Genomic DNA, 22,539 nt, shown 5'->3' with positions numbered 1-22,539 from the left:
GCACCTACTTTAATTAAGAGTCTAGAATTATTATAAAACACTCAAGCAATAAAAACTCGCAGTTCTATTTTTTTTTATGAGAAAATTTATTTTTGAAACGAATCCACCATTTATTTGTAGAAACTCGTCTTTTCTTGATTTCGTTACCTGTTATGTATTCTTGCACAACAGCATTGATGATTCCGCCAAATATAATGATTGTAGCAGCAAAATTGAGCCATAGCATCAAGACGATGAAACTCCCGATGATTTGGTATCCACTGACTCTTGTTGCAAAGTATTTTGCGTAGATTCCAAACACCTGAGATAGCAACATCCAGCCGACAGTAGCAAAAATCGTTCCCGGAATCACTGCTTTTAGTTTTAATTGCGCATTCGGTACTATCACATAAATCAAAAACATAATGATAAATAAGACAACTAAGGTAATCGGCCATTTCAAAGTTTGGAACTGGATAATCACATTGCCAGAAAAATTAAAAATCGGTTGGAGCGCTTCAAGTATCATTTGACCCAGTCCTAAAAAAATCGTTACTCCACTAATCGCAATCATGAAAAGCAAAATCACTACTAATGAAAAGAAACGGACAATCAAAAAATTCTTTCTATTTTCTACACCATAAGCCTTATTCATGGCAATTTGTAAAGCGTTGATACTTTGACTGGCAGACCACAAAGCAGCTAAAGCAGATAACGACAACAAGCCACCGGAACTTTGTGTTAACAAATTTCGAATTGCAGGACCGATAAACTGATAGACCGTCTCAGGGATGATTTGCCGCACATAAGTCAATACTGTCTCTTGATCGATTTTTAGAAATGGCAAAATATTACCAAACGCAATAATTAGGGGAAATAAAGACAATAATAAATAATACGCCACAACAACTGACGTGGTACCCATTTCTGAATCAGTGATCCGTTTTTTTGTTGTTGCAATAAAACGCATTAAATTTTCGTTTTGCTTTATTTTCCCTAATAATTTCATCAAATTCTCCTTATTGATCTAGCTTCTCAATACGTACCTTCTTCACCTTGAGAAGTTAAGATTCTTGGTCCATCTTTCGTAATTGCCAGTGTATGTTCATATTGGCAAGACAAGCCACCATCTCTTGTATAAGCAGTCCAGCCATTTGGATCCATTTTCATTTTCCAAGTTCCAGTATTAACCATTGGCTCAATGGTAATAACCATCCCTTCTTTTAACCGTAGACCTTTTCCTGCTTCACCATAATGAGGGACAGCAGGTTCTTCATGGATCGTTGGACCCACACCATGACCAATAAAGTCACGGACAACCGCTAAGTTTTCACTTTCAACATAAGTTTGGATAGCATGACCAATGTCGCCAATTCGGTTCCCAACTTGCGCTTGTTCGATTCCTAGATACAAAGCTTTTTTTGTCACTTCCATCAAGCGGTCAATTTCCGGTGTTGACTCTCCCACTACATAAGCCCAACAAGAATCAGAAATGCCGCCTTTTAAATCGATACACATATCCACTTTCACTAAATCGCCATTTTTCAGCGGTTTTTTACGTGGAAATCCATGACAAATTTCGTCATTGATGCTAATACAAGTCGCATACTCATAGCCTTCAAATCCAATTTGAGCCGCAATCCCACCATGGCTTTCAATATAGTTACGAACAAAAACTTCAATATCCCAACTCGTCACGCCTGGTTTGATAAAATCTCGCAGATTTTTATGTACATCCGCTAACAACGCGCCAGACTCAGCCATTGTTTCAATTTCTCGTGCTGATTTCAATGTAATCATATTTTCGTCTCCTTTTTACAAATCTTCCTCATTTTACCATAGTGTCCGGTCGTTCGCCAAATCAGATTCTCTTCACATGACTTGTTTTCTTTTAGTAAAGGTTTTGGTATAATCTGTAAATGTTAGAGGATCATATATCAATAAGTAGGAGGCAACCCATGGCTTTAGCAAAAATCGTTTACGCAAGTATGACTGGCAATACAGAAGAAATTGCTGATATCGTAGCAGAAGCTTTTGAAAATTTAGATATTGATGTTGAAATCAATGAGTGTACTCAAGTGGATGCAGATGAATTTGAGGATGCAGATATTTGTGTCGTCGCAACTTATACATACGATGATGGTGACTTACCAGATGAGATCGTAGACTTATATGAAGATTTACAAGAACTTGACTTGTCTGGAAAAATCTATGGCGTTTGTGGTTCTGGAGACACTTTTTATGATGAATTTTGTAAGTCCGTAGATGACTTCGATGCTGCCTTTGCGAAAACAGGAGCAGTCAAAGGAACAGAAAATGTTAAAGTTGATTTAAACGCTGAAGAAGAAGACATCGAAAAACTCGAAGCATTTGCTAAGGCGCTTGTTTCAAAATTATAGGCCAAAGCAGTCAGCTCACAGCTGAGAACTTTTGGCAAAACTTCAATTATTTGATAAAAAGAACGTGTGATGCTGGAGAGAGTTAGCGTCACACGTTCTTTTTATCATGTTTTTAGAAGCTTTTTTAATTTCAAAAAATCAATGTGTATGTTTGAGAAAGACTTTCGAGAAATACTTCAAGTAGTTTGTTTAATTCACTTGGATCGTTTCTTTCGTATTTAGCGTCGCATTGATGCTATCTTGGATCATTTTTTCAATTTGTTCCTTGGTCGGATGAATGATACTTGAAGACATCAGTGCCGCTAATCCTGTAGCGATGATCCAAATTGTGTTATGCAAAGACTCAATTTGTTCCGCAGATAGATCAGCATACTCTGGATCTTTCTTGACCGTCTCGACAAAATAATTATAAGAGAAGTTTTGCATCTCCCTTCCCCCACCATATTCTTCTAAGTACAGAGAACTGTATAATTTTTTCTCTCGATTGGCAAAATCAATATAGTTTACAGCTAAATCGATAATGGTATTTCCTGTATGTACAACTGGGAACACTTCATGCTTCAAGTACTCGTAAATCTGAGCAAATAAGGCTTGCTTCAGATCATCCATGTTTTTGAACTCAAGATAAATCGGTTGAGTCGAACAATTCATTTTATTTGCAATATTCCTTGCCGTAAATTTTGAAAATCCTTCTGTGGTAGCCACTTCAAAAGCGGCTGCCAAAATCTGATCTTTTGTGATCGTCTTTTTTCTTGCCATAATTTTTTAATCTCCTTGAAATTATTTATAACGCTTCCACCATTGATTAATTTAATTGTAACATGATTATTTTGTTATGCACAACTTGTTTTTTTATTTTTAAAAAATTACTTTAAAAACAATCAATTTTATAAATTCTAGACATCATTTAGAAGAACATCCATTTTTTTATTTTACGATTCTGGCAGATTGTCTCTAAAAGAATTAAATGTTATCATACAAATAGCTATTGGATGAAACATTAGGAGGAAATGGATTATGTTAGAAAATTTTAATGAGAACCTCGAAAAATATGCACGATTAATTGTTGAAACCGGCGTAAACGTCGAAAAAGACCATACAGTTGTTTTACAAATCAACGTCGATCAAGCCCCATTAGCTCGCTTGATCACCAAAGAAGCCTATCGTTTAGGTGCTGCTGAAGTGATCGTACAATGGACGGACGACGTGATCCAAAAAGAATTTCTTTCTTACGCTGCACAAGACCGTCTTGAAACTGTTCCACAATATAAAATTGATCAGACTGATGATTGGATCGCTAAAGGTGCTAGCCGAATCAGTGTTGTATCTGCCGATCCAGATGCTTTTGGTGGCGTAGATGGAAAACGAATCGCTACGTATCAAACTGCCGCTGGCAAAGCAATGATGAATCTAAGAAAAGCGACCCAAGCAAATAAAGTAAGCTGGACTGTAGTCGCTGCGGCTGGTAAACAATGGGCAGCTAAAGTTTTCCCAGATTTACCAGAAGAAGAACAACTGGATGCGTTATGGGATCAAATTTTTAAAACAACTCGTATTTACGAAGAAGATCCTGTACAGGCTTGGAAAGAACATGATGAAAAATTAGCAAAAAAAGCCGATGAATTAAATCAAGAACAGTTTACTGCCCTGCACTATACTGCCCCTGGCACAGATATCGTCATTGGCCTACCAAAAAATCATCTTTGGGAAGGCGCAGGAAGTTACAACTCCCGTGGAGAAAAATTCATGGCAAATATGCCTACTGAAGAAGTGTTTACTGCACCTGATTACCGACGGATCGATGGTTATATCTCTAGTACAAAACCCTTGAGCTATGCAGGTACGATCATCTCAGGGATGAAGTTTACTTTTGAAGCTGGAAAAGTCATTGATTTTTCTGCTGAACAAGGTCAAGAAGTATTGGAAACCTTGCTCAACACTGATGAAGGCGCACGCTCATTAGGAGAAGTAGCGCTCGTTCCCGATCCTTCGCCAATTTCTCAATCGGGTATTATCTTTTACAATACTCTATTTGACGAAAACGCGTCGAATCACTTAGCTCTAGGATCTGCGTATGCCTTTAGTGTCGAAGGTGGTACTGAAATGACCGATGAAGAACTTGCGCAAGCTGGTCTTAACCGCAGCCAAACCCATGTTGATTTTATGGTTGGTTCTGACCAAATGAATATTGACGGTATCCGTGAAGACGGTTCTACTGTTCCAGTATTTAGAAATGGTGACTGGGCTTAATCTGATAAAACGATACAAAAAAAGAGGAGAAATCTTAAACGACCTCCAAAAGTTAGATTTTTGGTCTAACTTTTGGGGGTACTACAGACTTCTTCTCTTTTTTGTGATGATTATTTCTATTACAGACAACACTTTTCCCCGCTACTCACTGAAAGATGGTCGAATAAGCGATTTTTTGATCCTGTTGTTCAAGTTTTTTATAAAAATTATTTATACTATCTATCACGAAATTCTATTAATACATTTTCTGTTTTTTGATAAGATTGACAAAAACAACATTCATTATTAAAAATTAGAAAAAATGATGGAGAGATAGTATGCCTTTTATTGTTTATTTTTTTGTCTTACTATTAACACTTTATATCCCTCTGCCGACTGTATTATTATTTTTTCATCGTTTAGCTAACCAACATGATATGCTCACGACTATTCACAAATTCATTTTGCTATTTTTGGTTTGTTTAGATTATCGGTTCAGTTTCTACTGTATTTATCAATGTAAAATAAAGAAACAATACTACTTGTACCTTATCTTGATTAATATTATCGAATTAGGCATCCATTTTTATTTACTGGTCAAATACCAAACAGTTTGCTTAACTATCATCACTTTGAGCCAGTTATTATTGCTTATTTGTATGTTTACCTTTCCTTTATCAAAAAAATTTAGAAAAGCTGTCTTTCACTCACCAGAAAAATCGAATGTAGCGTAGAAAACTATCTTGGTCCCACATAAACAAAAAAACCTGAACCACAACGGTTACAGGTTTTTAACGTTCCTGACTGGAATTGAACCAGCGACCTATCGCTTAGGAGGCGATTGCTCTATCCTACTGAGCTACAGGAACAAGTTCTCAATAGTATTATTTTAGCTTGTTTAAGAAGCACATGCAAGCTTCTCTTAGAAAAATCATTTTTCTTCCTAAGCAAAACGTTTCCACTAGCTTTTGACGAGTGATAAAATAGAGTTATCTAACAAGTGATGAGGGAGGTTTTATTTATGAAAGACAAACCAAAAGAAGAAGTATATGCTGAACGCTTTGATGCTTCTAAACAAGAACGAGAACAACTATCAAAAGAAGCCATTAAACAGCATGAAGATGAAAAACCTCAGAAAAAAGAAAGTCGCAAATTCAAGTTTACTAAAAAAGAAGATTTGCTGTAGAAAAATGAGATAAATCAGTGGCAAAAAAGCAATCTGATTTTCAGAATGATATCGAAAAAATTTCAAAATAGCTTTTTATACGATAACGCCCTCCAAGAATTCGTCGAAAACCTTGGAGGGCGTTATATGTGTTAAACAACAAACATTTTACGTTCATTTTAAAAATAATCATTTAGAATAGGTTGCTGACTTGGAAAGCATGGCGCCATTTCTAATAGAGCTTCAGTTGACAATTGGATGTGATTGTAAAAAACAAGGTCTTCCATCTGACGATACCCCATTAATAATTGAGTCATGCGTTGAATGGTGCCACTGATGGTTGGTAATTTTGTTTCTGTTACTTTTTCAATTTTCACCCCTGCATTTGATACAGTGATCTCAAAGATCCCTTCATTCCACTGTGCGTAAGGATCTTCTGTTACCTCTAAAGCAAAAGTGAGCGCTTGTTTTTTGAAAGGATAGTCTTTCAAAAACAACTCAAGATCAACAATTCTGCCCATCATATATGGCGTGATCGTCATTTGTGCAAAAGGATTTTTAAGCAAATAATTTTGATCACTACCTGAATAACCACAAGCATAGTCAAAAGAAGCAAACGCCCCACTATGGGAACTAACAAACCTCACTAATCCTTGAAAGGCTTCATGACTCAAATAGCCCCATTCGACTACTACAAATGTTGGTGCCGTTAACTTGTAAACCACATATCCCGCTGCTTGACCAGATTCATCGTAATACAGCGCATAATGATTATCTGTCTTTTGCTTAAACTTATAAGTATACCACCAGTCTTCTCTACTTAATCCACCACGTTGATTTGCTGGCATTTGTTTATAAATCATTTCTATGACTTCTTTTGCTTGTTCAAAAGTCACTCGTTTCATTTTGCCAGCCGTCTTTTTCACGTTCGGTACATCTCGACTATCCAATTGATAATTGATTTTATCAAACAATTGCTCATAACCGTAACGACGATAAAATGGGTAAGAAAATGGAGCAAGATAAGAAAGACTTACTTTTCTTTCACGGCAATCTTTTAAGATTTTTTCCATGATTTGATTGATCCCGCCTTGTCCCCTAGCTTCAGGATAAGATGCTACATAACCGATTCCTGCCATTAAATACTGTTGCCCATAAAATTCAACAGAAAAAGGCGTCGCCATTACTTGGCTAGTGAGTTGCTCTTCCTCGTCAAAAAAACCATAATTCCATGAATTTTCAACGATCAGTTTGAATCGTTCACGTCTTGCAGGTGTATCCTGCGCATTAAATGCATAGGTTGCTAGTTCAAACATCGCTTCTTGATAAGCAACACCAAGTTCTTTTACTTCATTTGCCATTTTTGTTACCCCTTCCATCAAAAACAATAAAAAATTGTGTCAAGTTCAGTGATCCAACCATAGTCACTTTATCAAAATAAAAATGTTATTTCAATAAATCACTATTTAGCTGAATCAACTGCTTCTTGCCACAATTAGTTTTTTACTAGTATGTTTCTTCGATCATTACTAACATTTTTTTGAAGCGACGTTTTTTAAAATACATCAACATCGTTCCTAAAATCATATCATTCAATTTTTGTAGCATCCCATATGATTGCATTTGTTCCGTATAACGTACTTCGCAGGTTTTATCATCTAACGCTTTAATTTGATAATGGACGACATAATCATTTTTTGTGGTAGATGTTCGAAATTTATACGACTGATTTTCAATAACTTCCTCGATCTTGATGCGAGCGCGGCTATTTTGTGAGAATTGTTTGACGTATTCAAGGTTTTTAAGTTGTTTACGAGTAACCGATTTTCCAGTCGCTTTACGTACATCAAAAAGGACAGAGTCCATCACTTTATCATAGAAAAAGGATGCTGGAATATTTAAAGTTTTAACGATTTCCATTAGCTATTTTTCCCCTTTGCTTCTTCTCTTTTTTTCCCTTTTAAAAAGAAATGTATACCTAAACCTGCCAGAAATAGTCCTGTAGCCATACTATACAAATCATAGTTTTGCGAACTAGGATTTAAACAATACAATACGATCAGTGAACCAATACTACATAAAAATAAGCCGTTTTTCATCATTTTGAACCCTTCCTATCTTACAACCAGTTAAACTGCTGTTGCTTGAAAATATAAAACAGTGCCCCATGGTTGTGCTTTGATTAATGCTTTTGCTTTTTGTGCTGCTGCTTCTTTATCTTGTGCGCTCGTCTCAAAAAACAATTTGATCCCTTGTTTTTCTTTAAATGTATATGAAAAGCCATCTTCATTGTAACCTTCTAATAACTCTTTGATAGCATCTTGTTGCATGGCACTTGCGATTGAAATCATTTTAGTTCCTCCTAGATTATTGTTTAGAGAGCAGAAGCAAAAAATGCTTCTGCTCATTGATTTTTATTGTTCGCCTGCTGCTGGATCCATCTTATTCGCTGAGATAACGAACGGTGCCCAGATTAAGAAAGTCACGATCATACATACTAATGTCACGATTGGCGCACGCCAGTCTGCTCCGGTAGCTAGGAACGAGAGTAAGAATGGTGGAACAACCCACACGACTGACTGCGATACTGGGGCGACCAAACCAAAGTAAGTTGCTCCCCAACCTATAGCTGTTGCAACAACAGGTGCTAATAAGAATGGGATGAACATGATAGCGTTCAATACAATCGGTAAACCAAACATAACTGGTTCATTGATATTGAAAATACCAGGTCCGATCGACAATTTGGCAACTGTCAAATAATCGGCACGTTTAGAAAGGAGTAAAATAGCAATCAATAGAACGATCGTACCACCAGAACCCCCGAACCAAGCGAAGGCATCAAAGGATCCACGAACCCACATATAAGCCTTACCATCTTCAATTGCATCTAAGACTGCAGGTGTTCCTGTTTTGCCATTGTAACCTTTTTGGAAAATATCGATATTGATCAATTGTGCTTGACCCCAAATTCCTTCTAAAACTGGAGCTAACACGTTTGGTCCATGAATACCAAAGAACCAGAAGATCTGAACAAAGACCGTAACGATCAAAACAGCACCGATCCCTTGAGATAATCCCAAGAAAGGTTCAGCGATATATTTTTGAACTAAATCAATGATCAATTGTCCGTCAGCGATACGGCCAACGATATAATTAATAATAGCAATGACATATAAAGCGATCGTTGCTGGCAGAATTGCGGCAAAAGCCTTCGATACTGCTGGTGGTACAGAATCTGGCATTTTGATCGTAATGTTGGCTAACATTAATTTACAGAAAATAATGACAGAAATAGCACCCATGATCATGACTGTGAAATAAGAGTTTCCATTTAAATGATCAAGTTTTAGCCAACCCCAAAGACCAACAGATAAATTTCCATCCGCGATCGTTGCCCCTAATTCTGTTCCATTGATGGCATCAACGATATTTTGAGGAACATTCACGTTCAAAGCGGCTGACAATGAAGGACCAAAAGAAATTCCTTGGATCAAAGTTGCCAGACCAACGATCCCTCCGGCTAGGTCATTGACCCCATAAGCTCTCGCAAGATTGTATCCCCAAGAAAAGGCAAAAATCAAGCCGGCAATTGCTAAAGTTCCATTCCATACAAATCCATTAATTCCAATAATAACATTTAATACTGCAAAAATTCCTTTGTCCGCTGCTAAACTATCTGCATACGTACTATTAAATTGCTGTGGTAAATCTCGAATAATTGCATTGATCATTACAGCGACTGATCCCGCCATTGTTGCAGGTAAAGTACCGATAAAAGCGTCACGCAAAGCAACTAAATGTTTCTGCGCGCCAATTTTTGCGGCAACCGGAAGGATGTATTTCTCCATCCAACTTGTTAATCCGTTCATTTTTATATCCTCCTATAAGTTGTTTATATAAAGAATTGCTTCCTCATACCAAATTAAAAAAATCCGTTCAAAATTTTTTCTTCTTCCGTTCAAAAAAGAAGGTTCTATTTTCGTTCATCTGTCTTTATTCGACATTGATTCTTCGGTAAAGTTCAATAAGTTCTTCTGCTAAATCAGTAAAAGCAATCGACGTCATTAAATGGTCTTGACTGTGTACGGTCAATAACGTGACCTGAACATGGTTTCCTTGTGCTTCTTGTGTCAACATTTGCGTCTGTGAATGATGGGCTTGGACTAATGATTCCTTTGCATCCATTATTTTTTGATCCGCTAACTCGAAATTACCTTTTTTAGCCGCAGAAATCGCTTCCATTGCATCGCTCTTGGCATTACCACCAAACATGATGAGTCCCATGATGGCTTCGAGATTTTGTTGATCTTCCACATTTTTCCCTCCATTTCCTATAGATTTATTGCATCAAATTTTCGGCTTGTTCTAGTACTTTTGCACCATTCATCATGCCGTAATCTTGCATATTGATTACATCTAGCGGAATCCCTTTCGGTGCTAATTTTTGCTCAAATTGAGCTTTCATAAACCGGACTTGAGGTCCTAAAAGTAAGACATCGACATTTTTTGCTTCAAGATTATTATCAGCATCTGAAGCTGAAACAGCAAAAATATCTGCCTCCATTCCTTTTTCTTCTGCAGCTTTTTGCATTTTCGTAACTAGCAAACTTGTACTCATCCCCGCAGAGCATACTAACATAATCGTTTTTTTCGCCATTTTCTCCACTCCTTTTAATTTGTTTTACACATTTTTATAATGCAAGAAGCATGCCAAACAAAAAAAGAACCAAAATAGCGTTTTCATAGCCTTTGGTCCTTCTTTTCTGTGCGCACACTGATGTTATCTGTGTAAAAAAATAGATTAGTGTGTTTTATTTTTTAATTTTATTTTCAATAAACATTTGCGTTAAGAAGGCAATCTCATTTTCTGGGATATTCACCTGATATTTCCGTTCCAATCCAATAAGATTCGTTCGAACGATGTCCATTTCTAAACGATAAATTTTTGAGAAAGTAGACAGATTCTCAAATTCTCGGGTCTTCTCATGCTTGATCAGTCCATCCAGTAAAAAGGCTAAATGAATCACGATCCCAATATCTACTCCTGGCTCTACTATAATTGAGAGATCCGTTTGGATTTGCTGGATGTTTTTTTGTAAAGAATGGATCAAAATCTCTACCGAAGAAATCGAATTTAAAGAATCTTTTAATGAATCAACGATTTTGGCAGTTGGAACTTCATCATCAGCGATCCGCTTGAGCATATTCAATTTCTCATCGTTGAAGACATCATACGCTGAGAAAAACGGAATATTTTGGTAATCCACATCTACCGTGCCCGCAATGGCTTTGATCTCATATTCTTCTAATAATGCATCAATGTGTCGCTTAAATGATTCTCGTTCTAAAAACTGCATTTGGATCACTTCGACCTTTTTCTGGTCGATTACAGGAACAATCCGCTGGTATAATTTAGCTGCTACACCTTCCCCAGTAAAACAAGTAACGATCACCGCTTTTTTACGTTCATAGGTCTCTGTTTGTTCTTCTTTGAATTGGTCCTTGACGATCGTTTCAAAGGAAATCTGGATACTTTGATAGATATCTTCCAAGCTCCGACCAACATTCGCCATCCGTAATGCCTCAATCACGATCATCGTACTACTCATTGTAATTGCTTTCGTTTTGATTCCAGTCTCTTCAAAAATCAAGTCACCAAAGGTATTTAAAGAACCCATATCCGTCAGTAAGATCAATCCATTCGTCAGACTTGCCTGACGATTTTGAACATAAGCCAGCACTTCTTCATACATCGTTTGGACTTCCATGGCTAACGGCATATTAAATGCTGTACCTAATTTCGTTCCTAATAATTCTTGCGCCATTTCCAACATACTTGAGGCGGTTTGTCTGCCGTGCATCAAAACTAAGACCTCAACTTTATTTTCTTTTACTGGTTCACTTTCGCCAAGATTAATGGAAAGAAACATACTGATAAAACCAATTTCGTCAAACGGAATTTCAATTTGTTGTTCTTCTTCAATGATCGTAGATAAATCAATGGCTACTTGAAATTCCTTTTTAAAATTTTTGCGTACGTTGTTGAGATCAGGATGAACAATCATGTGTCCTTCTTTGACCCGATCCAATGTACTTTGCAAATGAAGGGCAAAGGCAAATCGAGCTTTTTCATTGTAGATTCGATCCAACCTAGCTTCTGCAACATCGTATAACTCGTTGGTTAACCGCCAAATATCATCTGGTAACAGATCTTTTGGAATCGTACTCTTTGTCAACTCTTTGACATAAGTTTGGAAATAAGCATCCACATCTTTCGAGATCAAAGTTTCTAAATCAATACTTTCGACACCCGTTTCTGATAAAGAAAGCATTTTTTCTTCGATATCATTATAGACCTGCATGTTTCGTTCTGGATCTTGTGACCAAACAACATCAGCAAAACCAGGCTCAAAAGTCAGGTATTGACTCTTACTATCCATAAAGCGATCCAAACGTTCAGGTACTTCTTTGATTTTCAACAACCCTTTTTGTACTTGGAGAGACAGTTCTTCTTTACGAATGATCAGTTTTTCTTCATTATGTGTCCGATAATGTAAAAATGACTTCGCACACACTAATTTCAAATCACGCTTGACTTGTCCGATATTTCCTTCTGCATCATAAAGCATAAATGCCAAAATGGCTTCTTTTTCGATATCTATACGTTGATTCAAACGATTGGCTTCTTGTTTGATAAATAAAGAAATGATTTCATAACGTTCATCTAATGAACGAGAAGCCAGATTTGGTAATGTGATTGCCATAGGAATTCGGCGATTAAAGGTTGTCAAAAAACTTTCGGATGACTCGGTGGTTGCTCCAATGATCTGAACAGATGCTTCATGGACGTGGGCGCTTTCTCCCAACGGACGATAGACCCCTTTATCAATAAAAGTAAACAACATTTCTTGTCCTTCCGGTGGTAAACGATGAATTTCATCAAGAAACAAGATCCCACCATTCGCTTTCGCAATCAACCCTTGACTATCTTGCGATGCCCCAGTATAAGCTCCTTTTTTGATTCCAAAAATATGTCCAAACAGTAACTGTGGATTCTGCGCATAATCCGCACAGTTAAATGAAACAAAAGGTGCATCTTCTGAGAGCATTTCAGAATCAATCGCAAAATGATACATACATTCTGCAAACATCGATTTACCCGTTCCTGTCTCACCAAAAATGATTGTATGCAATCCTCGAGGAGGATATAATATGGCTGCCTTAGCTTGCTGGATGCTTACTTTCAAAGAATCATTTTCACCAACTAGTGTATCAAACGTCACTTGGGTCGATGCATCAACGTGAACTTTGTCAGAGGCTGTTTTTTGCGGAGGCAATGAATAGACGACTGGTCTGCCGGAACTTTTGATAATATAGCGGTCTTTATAGAGATCGCTGAGATATCGACTTGCATTACTTCGATCGATTTTTAGATGTTTTGCCACATCACTTGCCGTCAATCCTTGCTGTTTCTCATGCAATAGATCCAATATTTCTTCTTGTCTTTCGTTCATACAATCCCCCACTATCCTCAAATAACGCTGATTGCGTTTTCAATATAATAACACAAAAAGGCGCTTATTTGCGCCTTGCTCCTTTATTTTTCTGCTTTTTTTGTTTGTTTTTAAGCTTTTTCTTTGGCGTACTATTTTTTTCAACTTGTTCTTTTTTCGAAGGACCAAATGGAGCAGTTTTTTTTGTGTTTTTGTCATTGACTTCTTCTTTTTGTGAGAGTTCTTTTTGTGGCAATTCTTTGACTAATTGTCCACCATGAAGAAAAATCTCTTCCATATCAATCGCCATATGACGTGTTAATTTTTTCAACTCTTTAACCGTATGATCTTGCACAAACGTGATCACGGTTCCGTCTTTCCCCATCCGTCCGGTTCGCCCTGAACGATGCAGATAAGCTTCTTCTGTTAAGGGAATTTCGGCATTCACAACATAAGGTAATTGTTCGATATCTAATCCTCTGGCTGCTACGTCAGTCGTGAACAACATCGTGATTTTTTTATTCTTGAATTGATCAAGTGCTGCTTTACGTAACAATTTATTTTGATCGGAAGCTAAGCTGCCAACTGAAACACCACGAAATTGTAATTTTTCCTCCATTGTCCCTAATTCATTGAGTTGGTTGAAAAAGACTAGTCCATGAAAATCTGTGACATAAGCAAGCCGTCTCAAATACTCTTCTTTTTTACGAGGTGGTATCCTTAAATAGTAATGTTGCTGACCTTTTCTAGAGTCATCGTCTTTTGTGACATCAACAACTGGGATGGAAGCCTTTGTGATTTCTTCAATTTTACTGATTGAGCGATCAGCTGTTGCTGAGAAGAATACTAATTGATAGTCCACAGGGGCTTGTCGCAAAATTTGTTCCACTAATGAACGATTCCCCTCATCAAACAATTGATCTGCTTCATCAAAAACAATCGTTTGCAACTGATGAGCTTTTAATTTTTTGGTCTTCATCAATTCCAACACTCGTCCAGGAGTTCCTACTAGCACTTCTGGTCGTTTTTTCAAACCTTCAATCTGCCTTTTGACGTTAGCTCCGCCCACAAGTGATTGGACTTTTAATGCCAATCCTTTTGACCACTCACGAGCCACTTCTGCGACTTGAATTGCTAATTCTTGTGAAGAAACAAGGATTAGTAAAGTACTTCCCCCCTCTTTAGGGACATTCAGCAGCAAAGGTAAAAGATAAGCTAATGTTTTGCCTGAGCCGGTTGGTGAAATACCAATAATTGATTCTTTTTCTTTAAGCAGTTGAAAAACAGCCTGTTGGATCAGAGAGGGTGTTTGAAATCCCTTGTCCTGCCATTTTTCTTGCCAAGCTTGTGGAAAGTTTTTTACAAATTCATTCATTTTAAAAATCGTCCTCATTATCGGCATCAAATTTGATGCCACCATTTATTCTAAGATCGTAAACTACTTGGTTCACATTGCGAGCAAGTTCGATCCATTCTTCATATCGTAATCCCCAAGCTGGATCGTTTGGATGATTGATCACATTGGCAAAATCAGCTGCCTCTTCTGCCATGGGATTTTCAGCTGCGGTAATTGCTAATGCATCAATTTCCTGATGTTCTCGATCATGGAACTCTGCTTTTTCAATCGCATTGACCCCATTCATGACTAATGTTCCTGAATTAAAGTAGATTTCTGAAGGTAAGTAAGAATCCCCGATTTTACCAGGTTGAATCGTGACATCAAAGGTCTCATAACGCAAAATCCCCCAACCTAATCCATCAACACCAGTTGAGATCTTTCGTGGGAAATAGTGAACTTCTGAAGGCATCCCAAACCATCCTATCGTAGCATAAACGAGATAAACGCCCAGATCCATCAGCGCACCACCAGAAAAACGGGTAGAGAAAATATTTGGTACTTCTCCTGCTAGTACTTGATCGTAACGAGAAGAATATTTCATATAACTAAAGTTGGCACCGAGGATCTCATCTTTCAATGGAAGATAGTCAGCAATTTTTTTGAATCCTGCTTCATGGATGTTTCGTGCAGCTTCAAAAAAATAAACATTTTTCTCATTCGCTAGATGAATGATTTCGTCCATTTCTTTAGGCGTACTAAATGCCGGTTTTTCAACAATGACATTTTTCCCTGCTAAAATGCCTTGTTTTGCTTGTTGAAAATGCAGGCTGTTAGGCGAAGCAATGTATACCGTATCAAGATGTTCCAGACCAAAAAAAGTTTCTAAATCTGTCGCATAGGCAATATCTCCCTCATACTTGGCGCCAAATTCTTGTGCTTTTTCTAAATGTCTCGAATAAACTGCTGTTAATTCATATTGTTTCGTGCTTAATGCTGCTTGCACAAATTGATGGGTGATCCAGTTGGTACCAATAATTCCTAAATTGATCATTTCATTTACCTTCTTTCTATTTATTCGGGTCTTCAAACGATGCCTCTACATCAAATGGTATGGCTTGTTTCAAATTGACACAATCCGCTGTTACCTGACAATTATAGGCTAAAACATTCATGCCGTTTAACTGTCCGTAGCGTATGATATTGGCTAACTCCGGTTGCATTGCTTCGTTGATTGTTGCCAGATGAAGGTGTTCAAACTGTGCGATAAACAACACGTAAGTTTCATAGCCTTCCTGTCGCGCTTCCACTAATTCTTTCACATGTTTTAAACCTCGTAACGTTGGCGCATCAGGAAACGCCCCAATTCCTTTATTTTCTAAAGTCATTCCCTTTACTTCGACGAACACTTTTTGTCCTGAATCTGTTTCTAAATAAATATCAAATATGGACTGTCGATAGCGGACTTCACGCTTGAACTTAACGATTTTTCCGATCAACGATGGCAACTGGATTGTTCCAGATAAAATTCCTTCTAATGCCAAACGGTTGGGAAGTTGACTATCGATATTGAACCAGTTATCCCCTTTTTTCACAGCAATTAAATCATAATCTGTTTTCCGTTTTAAACTAGGTGTATATGCAACCGCTACTTTCGCTCCTGGGAGCAGGACTTCTTTACCTCTTCCAGTGTTTTTCACATGGGCTACGATCACTTCTCCTTGTTGGTTCAAGCAATGAGCGATGAAACGATTCGGTCGTTCAATAAAAAAAGCGATTTCTACTTGCTGGTACTTCAAAAACGGTCACCTTTCTTCCTACTATGTATCCTACCATAATTTCACAAAAAACTCTTGAAAAACCAGTCGAAAGTCCTAGAGAAATCTTTATTTTTTTTAGGTACAATGAAACTGACAGAAAATGATCGTTGGAATTAAAAGAGGTTAGGAGTGACAGTCGTATGATACGTAAAAAAACACTTTATGGAATCCTTGCATTTTTTGCTATTTTATTTGGAAAATTCTTTCTGAAAAAGAAACAGCCAACCACCAAAGACTTTGATCCAACGCAATATCATGGAACCTGGACCTTTATAGATAAAAATAAACAAAAACAACAACTACTGGTCACAGAAACGTTTGATTTATCTATCAACGGTCGCTCCTTAGTAACGGAATTGGTCGAACTCACCCCTCAGCAACTCGTCTTGCGAGATCAATATGGTTTTTATTTGATTCTATCATACAGTGATACGACCTTTTATGATGAATCATCCGATACTTCTTATACGTTGACAAAACAAAATAGTTCCTCAAAAGAGGGTGTGACAAGAGCGGCTAACTCTGAGAAATAAGTCGAAGAATTTCCAAAAATCTCCTCCTGTTTTTGGAATTCTTCGGCTTATTTTTGATAGAGCCACTTCTTGAACGACTTTTAGAGCAAGTCCTATATCCCAAACTCTTTTCATTCCCTTCATCATTGATTTACCTTTCTGTATTTCTTCGTTTATTTTACGTTTTTTGTCTAGAAAAATAGTCATTTGATGTTTTTTTTGATAAACTTACTAATGATGGTTTCATACCATGAAAGGATGATTAAACATGACACCAAATCGAGAAGATTACTTGAAAATCATTTTGGAATTAGGCGGAGACACGACAAAAGTAAATAATAAACAAATCGTTTCCAGTCTTGCTGTGTCCCCAGCTTCTGTTAGCGAAATGATTTCCAAACTTGTGAAAGAACAACTCGTTGAGCATTCTCCTTATCAAGGAGTTCAACTTACGGAGACTGGCTTACAAAAGGCAAGTAGTTTGATTCGCAAACATCGTTTATGGGAAGTTTTTTTAGTCGAACATTTAGATTATAGCTGGAACGAAGTCCATGATGATGCTGAGGTGTTGGAACATGTGACTTCAGAACAACTTGCTGACCATTTAGAAGACTATTTGAATCATCCTATGCACTGTCCACATGGTGGAATTATTCCTAAAAAAGAACAAGTGGTTCATGAAGAACGTAGACAAACATTAGAGTCTTATCCAGTTGGTTCTAAAGTTCGCATCGCTCGAGTGTTGGATGAAAAAGAACTATTGGACTATCTTGTGACGATTGACTTAAACATTGATGAAGAATATGAGATTGTAGATGTTGCCGCTTATGAAGGACCGATCACAATCCAAAATCAACAAAAGAAAATCCCTGTCAGCTTTAAAGCAGCCAGTACGATTTTTGTCGACAAATTATAAAGGAGTACACCCATATGGCTAATGAAAAAAATGTCTTATTTACAATCTTTGGTGGTACAGGTGATTTAGCACAACGCAAATTGTATCCTTCCTTGTTCCGCCTTTATAAAAAAGGAAATCTAGGAAAACATTTTGCAGTAATCGGTACTGCTCGTAGACCTTGGAGCGATGAACATTATCGTGAAGTGGTCGCTTCGACGATCCAGTCCTTGAATCCGACTGAAGAAGAAGCAAAAGAATTTGCTAGTCATTTCTACTATCAATCACATGATGTAAATGATTCTACCCACTACAATACTTTAAAAGACCTAGCTGACCGCTTAGATGAAACCTACCAATTAGCTGGCAATCGCATCTATTATTTAGCCATGTCTCCAGAATTTTTCGGTACGATCGTTTCTCATCTTAAATCGCAACATATCGTTACTGAAAATGGTTATAATCGCTTGATCATCGAAAAACCATTTGGTTCAGATTATCAATCTGCATTCGAGCTGAATGAAAAGATCCGTCAAGTCTTCCCTGAACAAGATATTTTTAGGATTGATCATTATTTAGGTAAAGAAATGATCCAAAATATCTCAGCAATTCGTTTTGCTAATAACATTTTTGAATCACAATGGAACAATCGCTATATCGATAATATTCAGATTACATTCGGTGAAGCTTTAGGTGTTGAAGATCGTGGTGGCTACTATGATCACAGTGGTGCTTTAAAAGATATGGTCCAAAACCACATTCTACAAGTACTAGCACTTTTAGCGATGGAACCTCCTGTCGCCTTTTCTGAAAAAGAAATTCGTGCAGAAAAAATCAAGGCACTGAAAGCTGTGCGAATCTATGAAAAATCTGAAGCATTAAAAAACTTTATCCGTGGGCAATATGCACCTGGTGAGTTAGATGGTAATACATTTAAAGGCTATCGTGAAGAAGATAAAGTAGATCCTGAATCTACTACCGAAACTTTTGTAGCTGGGAAGTTTGTCATTGACAATTTCCGCTGGTCAGGTGTTCCCTTTTATGTGCGCACTGGGAAACGTTTGACAGAAAAAGGAACTCGGATCAATATCGTCTTTAAACAAGTCCCAGTCAATGTTTTTAAAACTTCGGTCGAAGATGAACCTTGTGAAGATAGGACATTACCACCAAATGTTTTAACGATTTATATCCAACCAACGGAAGGTTTCTCTTTAACTTTAAATGGAAAAGAGGTTGGACAAGGATTTAATACTGAATTTAGACGATTAGAGTACCGCAATAGCGCTGAAATGGTCGAAAACAGTCCTGAAGCTTATGAAAAGCTGCTTTTAGATGCTTTAAAAGGCGATGGCACGAACTTTTCACATTGGGAAGAAGTTGCTCAATCTTGGCATATCGTGGATGTCATTCGTAAAGCTTGGGATCAAGTGGAACCTGACTTCCCTAATTATAAAGCTGGAACAATGGGACCAGAAGCTGCATTTGAATTGCTGGAAAAAGATGGGTTTGAATGGATCTGGCAACCAGATGGCTGGTACCGTGATCGTGGAAAGCTAGAAGACTAGCTGTGTGTAACGTTTAAAAGTAAAAATTTACTAACATTAAGAGTCTGGGATATTAATCAGTTATGTTCTGATTAATATCCCAGACTTTTTGGCTCCTCTCGGCTCTATATGGATAATGAAATCACTCTATTAAAACAAAAAACATCAAAGCTAGTAACTCTTACTAACTTTGATGTTTTTTAGATAACTTTCCTTTAGTCACCAAACATGACCAAATTTTTATTCAAATCCTTCTGCCACTGCTTCTGGATAGTTTTCTTCAACGATGTGCGCACAGCGTCCACATAAGTGTGGTAATTTTTCATCAACGCCTACGTCTTTGCGGATTTGACGACAACGATCGCATGTTTGTCCGTCAGCTTTTTCTACTAAAATGGCTACGTCATCAAATTTCACCGCAGTTTCTGGTACTTCTGCGTTAGCTGACATCACTTCATAGTAATCTGGTGACACGATCAACAATTGTGGAATATCCGCATCCACAGCTGTCAGCAATCCACGAACTTGTTCATTTGGATAGATCGTCAACTTCGCTTCCAAAGATTTACCGATCAATTTATTGTTTCGTGCTTCTTCTAAAGCTTTTAACACTTTATCACGGAAGTCCATAAATGCTGCCCAAGTATCCATCAATTCTTCTTGATTTGGATACTCTTGGTAACCTGGAAGTTCACTTAATTGAACAAACTCTTCTTCTTCTTTTAAGAAAGACCAAATTTCTTCTGCAGTATGTGGAATAATCGGTGTTAATAATTTTGTTAAAGCTACTGCTGTTTGATAAAACACAGTTTGCATGCAACGGCGTTGGTAATCATTTTCTGATTCAATATAAACAACATCTTTAGCAAAATCCAGATAGAACGCAGATAGATCTACTGTTAAAAAGTTCATTACGGTACGATAGATGTGCATGAAGTTATATTTCTCATATCCTTCTTCACGAATTTCTTTAATCACTTCGTTCAATCGGATAGTCATATATTTATCTACAGAACGTAATTCTTCAAATGAAATCGTATCTTTTTGTGGATCGAAGTCTTCAGTATTTGCAATCAAGAAGCGCATCGTATTTCTGATTTTGCGGTAAACTTCTGCTACTTGGCTTAAAATGTCCATGGATACACGTACATCTGCTTCATAATCCACACTAGCTACCCACAAACGTAAGATATCCGCGCCAAATTGTTTGATCACTTTATCTGGCAAGATCGTGTTACCTAACGACTTACTCATCTTACGCCCTTCGCCATCCAGAGTGAACCCTTGAGAAAGGACAGATTTATACGGTGCAACCCCATTGATTGCCACACTTGTGGTAATACTTGAATTGAACCAGCCTCGGTATTGATCAGAACCTTCTAGATACATATCAGCTGGGAAAGATAGTTCTGGACGTTGACGTAAGACTGCTTCGTGAGAAGAACCTGAATCAAACCAAACATCCATGATGTCTGTTTCTTTCGTAAACTCTCCATTCGGTGATCCTGGATGCGTAAAGCCTTCTGGAAGAAGATCTTTCGCTTCTTTCTCAAACCAAATGATTGAACCATGTTCAGCAAACAATTGCGCTACGTGTTCAATCGTTTCCGGCGTAATGATTGCTTCCCCATTTTCAGCGTAAAAGATTGGCAATGGCACACCCCATGCACGTTGACGTGAAATAACCCAGTCGCCACGATCACGGATCATATTATAAAGACGTGTTTTCCCCCAAGGAATGATCCAATCTACTTTCTCTACTTCCTCTAAAATATTTTGTCGGAAATCGTCGATTGATGCAAACCATTGTGGTGTAGCACGATAAATCACAGGTTTTTTCGTACGCCAGTCATGAGGATAACTATGCGTAAAGAAGTCAAGTTTTAATAAAGCACCTTTTTCTTGTAACAAATCAGTAATCATTGGATTCGCTTTGTCGTAAAAGACCCCTTCAAATCCTGGTGCTTCTTCTGTATAAACCCCTTTTGAATCTACTGGAGAAACTACTGGCAATTTATATCTGTTTCCTGCAATATAGTCATCTTCCCCGTGACCTGGTGCTGTATGGACTAATCCAGTACCAGCGTCTAAAGTTACATGGTCACCTAAGATGACTAATGATTCCCGCTCATAAAACGGATGCCAAGCAGTCATGTATTCCATTTCCTGACCAGCAATCTCTTTCAACACCTGAACATCAGACCAACCGATTTCAGTTTGAACTTTTTCTAATAAATCTTTTGCAACGACAAATTTACGTCCATCTGCTTCGATTAAAACGTACGTATAAGTTGGATTTACTGCAATCCCTTGGTTTGCTGGTAATGTCCATGGCGTAGTTGTCCAAATAACGAAAGCTGTATCTTCATCTAACAACCCTTTACCATCTTTCACATTGAAAGCCACAAAGATAGAAGGAGACTTCACATCTTTATATTCGATTTCTGCTTCAGCAAGTGAAGATTCACTTGACGGAGACCAATAGATTGGTTTCAATCCTTTATAGATATAGCCTTTTTCAGCCATTTTACCGAAAACACGGATTTGTGCCGCTTCGTAAGAAGGATCCAACGTGACATATGGATGCTCCCAATCGCCTGCCACTCCTAGTCGTTTGAAATCTTCTCGTTGTTTGTCGACTTGTGAAAGGGCATATTCACGACATTTTTCTAAGTACTCTGACATTGTCATTTCTTTTCGTTTGATCCCTTTATTGGCTAATACTTGTTCAATCGGTAAACCGTGAGTATCCCAACCTGGAACATAAGGTGCACGAAATCCTGACATTGATTTTGAACGGATAATGATATCTTTACTGATTTTATTTAATGAATGTCCTAAATGGATATTTCCATTTGCATAAGGAGGTCCATCATGTAAGATGAAACTTGGCTTTCCTTCATTTAATTCTTGTCTTTTTTGATAAATTTTATTTTCTTCCCATTCTTTTTGCCAATCCGCTTCACGATTAGGCAAATTACCACGCATTGGGAATTTTGTTTTACCTAGTTGTAAGGTTTCTTTCATTTTCATAAACCAGTTACGCTCCTTCTTTCATCATTTTAAAGAACACAAAAAAGCATGTTCATCCAAAGGGACGAACATGCCGTGGTACCACCCAAATTCAGTTACATAATCATGTAACTCTTAAAAACCAATAACGA

The 22,539-nt window shown here is 37.5% G+C and carries 22 protein-coding genes, 1 tRNA gene and 1 other annotated feature (1 of these 24 running past the window's edge); of the genes, 7 read left to right on the top strand and 16 right to left on the bottom strand.

The annotated features are described in order from the left end of the window. Positions 1–64 precede the first annotated feature (64 nt). Together IGJ18_RS04255 and map are read right to left on the bottom strand one after the other, a co-directional pair. Positions 65–988 carry a YihY/virulence factor BrkB family protein gene (locus IGJ18_RS04255; RefSeq protein WP_010719750.1) on the bottom strand — a complete coding sequence of 308 codons (924 nt, stop codon included), beginning with the start codon at positions 986–988 and terminating at the stop codon, positions 65–67. A 26-nt stretch (positions 989–1,014) separates the two neighbouring features. Next, positions 1,015–1,779 (bottom strand): type I methionyl aminopeptidase, encoded by a 765-nt coding sequence (gene map, locus IGJ18_RS04250; protein WP_010719751.1) that lies wholly within the window; start codon positions 1,777–1,779, stop codon positions 1,015–1,017. Between the two features lie 158 nt (positions 1,780–1,937). Here map and IGJ18_RS04245 point away from each other — a divergent pair, with 158 nt between their 5' ends. Then, complete coding sequence (locus IGJ18_RS04245) at positions 1,938–2,378, top strand: flavodoxin (RefSeq protein ID WP_010719752.1); 441 nt, start codon at positions 1,938–1,940, stop codon at positions 2,376–2,378. A gap of 189 nt (positions 2,379–2,567) precedes the next feature. On the opposite strand, the gene IGJ18_RS04240 is transcribed toward IGJ18_RS04245, so the two are convergent. After that, a complete protein-coding gene (locus tag IGJ18_RS04240; protein WP_010738183.1) occupies positions 2,568–3,137 on the bottom strand; it encodes a TetR/AcrR family transcriptional regulator in 570 nt (189 codons plus the stop codon). A gap of 258 nt (positions 3,138–3,395) precedes the next feature. On the opposite strand from IGJ18_RS04240, the gene IGJ18_RS04235 reads away from it, so the two are divergent. Both IGJ18_RS04235 and IGJ18_RS04230 read left to right on the top strand, forming a co-directional pair. Beyond that, a complete protein-coding gene (locus tag IGJ18_RS04235; protein ID WP_010719754.1) occupies positions 3,396–4,628 on the top strand; it encodes an aminopeptidase in 1,233 nt (410 codons plus the stop codon). Between the two features lie 317 nt (positions 4,629–4,945). Continuing rightward, positions 4,946–5,341, top strand: a complete 396-nt coding sequence (locus tag IGJ18_RS04230) for a hypothetical protein (protein ID WP_081128588.1) — start codon at positions 4,946–4,948, stop codon at positions 5,339–5,341. Positions 5,342–5,402: 61 nt separating this feature from the next. Here IGJ18_RS04230 and IGJ18_RS04225 read toward each other — a convergent pair. Further along, positions 5,403–5,476 (bottom strand) — tRNA-Arg (locus IGJ18_RS04225). 152 nt (positions 5,477–5,628) lie between these two features. On the opposite strand from IGJ18_RS04225, the gene IGJ18_RS04220 reads away from it, so the two are divergent. After that, positions 5,629–5,793 (top strand): hypothetical protein, encoded by a 165-nt coding sequence (locus IGJ18_RS04220; protein ID WP_010719756.1) that lies wholly within the window; start codon positions 5,629–5,631, stop codon positions 5,791–5,793. 158 nt (positions 5,794–5,951) lie between these two features. Here IGJ18_RS04220 and IGJ18_RS04215 read toward each other — a convergent pair whose 3' ends face one another. The 11 genes from IGJ18_RS04215 to sfsA form a co-directional block, all read right to left on the bottom strand. Further along, positions 5,952–7,133, bottom strand: coding sequence for a GNAT family N-acetyltransferase (locus IGJ18_RS04215; RefSeq protein WP_438842935.1), 1,182 nt, complete (start codon positions 7,131–7,133; stop codon positions 5,952–5,954). A gap of 145 nt (positions 7,134–7,278) precedes the next feature. Beyond that, positions 7,279–7,692, bottom strand: coding sequence for a DUF3284 domain-containing protein (locus IGJ18_RS04210; RefSeq protein ID WP_010719758.1), 414 nt, complete (start codon positions 7,690–7,692; stop codon positions 7,279–7,281). Continuing rightward, entirely contained in the window at positions 7,692–7,874 is a 183-nt protein-coding gene (locus tag IGJ18_RS04205) for a DUF3188 domain-containing protein (protein ID WP_010719759.1), read from the bottom strand. The genes IGJ18_RS04210 and IGJ18_RS04205 overlap by 1 nt, the downstream gene beginning before the upstream one ends. A 27-nt stretch (positions 7,875–7,901) precedes the next feature. Next, a complete protein-coding gene (locus IGJ18_RS04200; RefSeq protein ID WP_010719760.1) occupies positions 7,902–8,123 on the bottom strand; it encodes a hypothetical protein in 222 nt (73 codons plus the stop codon). A 63-nt stretch (positions 8,124–8,186) separates the two neighbouring features. Further along, positions 8,187–9,644, bottom strand: coding sequence for a PTS sugar transporter subunit IIC (locus IGJ18_RS04195; RefSeq protein ID WP_034698839.1), 1,458 nt, complete (start codon positions 9,642–9,644; stop codon positions 8,187–8,189). Positions 9,645–9,768: 124 nt separating this feature from the next. Next, positions 9,769–10,089: a PTS lactose/cellobiose transporter subunit IIA gene (locus tag IGJ18_RS04190; protein WP_010719762.1), complete on the bottom strand. Its 321-nt coding sequence runs from the start codon at positions 10,087–10,089 to the stop codon at positions 9,769–9,771. A 25-nt stretch (positions 10,090–10,114) separates the two neighbouring features. Further along, complete coding sequence (locus IGJ18_RS04185; protein WP_010719763.1) at positions 10,115–10,432, bottom strand: PTS sugar transporter subunit IIB; 318 nt, start codon at positions 10,430–10,432, stop codon at positions 10,115–10,117. A 154-nt stretch (positions 10,433–10,586) separates the two neighbouring features. Further along, a complete protein-coding gene (locus IGJ18_RS04180; protein ID WP_207433119.1) occupies positions 10,587–13,289 on the bottom strand; it encodes a sigma 54-interacting transcriptional regulator in 2,703 nt (900 codons plus the stop codon). A gap of 64 nt (positions 13,290–13,353) precedes the next feature. Beyond that, positions 13,354–14,643: a DEAD/DEAH box helicase gene (locus IGJ18_RS04175; protein WP_438842933.1), complete on the bottom strand. Its 1,290-nt coding sequence runs from the start codon at positions 14,641–14,643 to the stop codon at positions 13,354–13,356. A 1-nt stretch (position 14,644) separates the two neighbouring features. Beyond that, a complete protein-coding gene (locus IGJ18_RS04170) occupies positions 14,645–15,658 on the bottom strand; it encodes a Gfo/Idh/MocA family protein (protein WP_010738192.1) in 1,014 nt (337 codons plus the stop codon). A 16-nt stretch (positions 15,659–15,674) separates the two neighbouring features. Beyond that, on the bottom strand, positions 15,675–16,403 hold the full coding sequence (gene sfsA, locus IGJ18_RS04165) for a DNA/RNA nuclease SfsA (protein WP_178306107.1): 729 nt from the start codon (positions 16,401–16,403) through the stop codon (positions 15,675–15,677). Positions 16,404–16,564: 161 nt separating this feature from the next. Between sfsA and IGJ18_RS04160 the strand changes: the two genes are divergently transcribed. From IGJ18_RS04160 to zwf, 3 genes are all read left to right on the top strand, one after another. Continuing rightward, complete coding sequence (locus IGJ18_RS04160) at positions 16,565–16,957, top strand: DUF4828 domain-containing protein (protein ID WP_438842932.1); 393 nt, start codon at positions 16,565–16,567, stop codon at positions 16,955–16,957. A 247-nt stretch (positions 16,958–17,204) separates the two neighbouring features. Further along, positions 17,205–17,852: a metal-dependent transcriptional regulator gene (locus IGJ18_RS04155; RefSeq protein WP_010719768.1), complete on the top strand. Its 648-nt coding sequence runs from the start codon at positions 17,205–17,207 to the stop codon at positions 17,850–17,852. Positions 17,853–17,866: 14 nt separating this feature from the next. Further along, complete coding sequence (gene zwf / locus IGJ18_RS04150; RefSeq protein WP_010719769.1) at positions 17,867–19,396, top strand: glucose-6-phosphate dehydrogenase; 1,530 nt, start codon at positions 17,867–17,869, stop codon at positions 19,394–19,396. A 219-nt stretch (positions 19,397–19,615) separates the two neighbouring features. Here the strand turns inward: zwf and ileS are convergent, their stop codons facing one another. Next, positions 19,616–22,408: an isoleucine--tRNA ligase gene (ileS, locus tag IGJ18_RS04145; protein ID WP_438842931.1), complete on the bottom strand. Its 2,793-nt coding sequence runs from the start codon at positions 22,406–22,408 to the stop codon at positions 19,616–19,618. 57 nt (positions 22,409–22,465) lie between these two features. Next, positions 22,466–22,539, bottom strand: a binding site (T-box leader); it runs 144 nt beyond the window's last position.

The sequence above is a fragment of the Enterococcus sp. AZ078 genome, from assembly GCF_051714985.1.
In the GTDB taxonomy this organism is placed as follows: Bacteria; Bacillota; Bacilli; order Lactobacillales; family Enterococcaceae; genus Enterococcus_B; species Enterococcus_B hirae.
The sequence above is the reverse complement of the archived record's forward strand: the minus strand, read 5'-3'. Positions and strand labels throughout refer to the sequence as shown.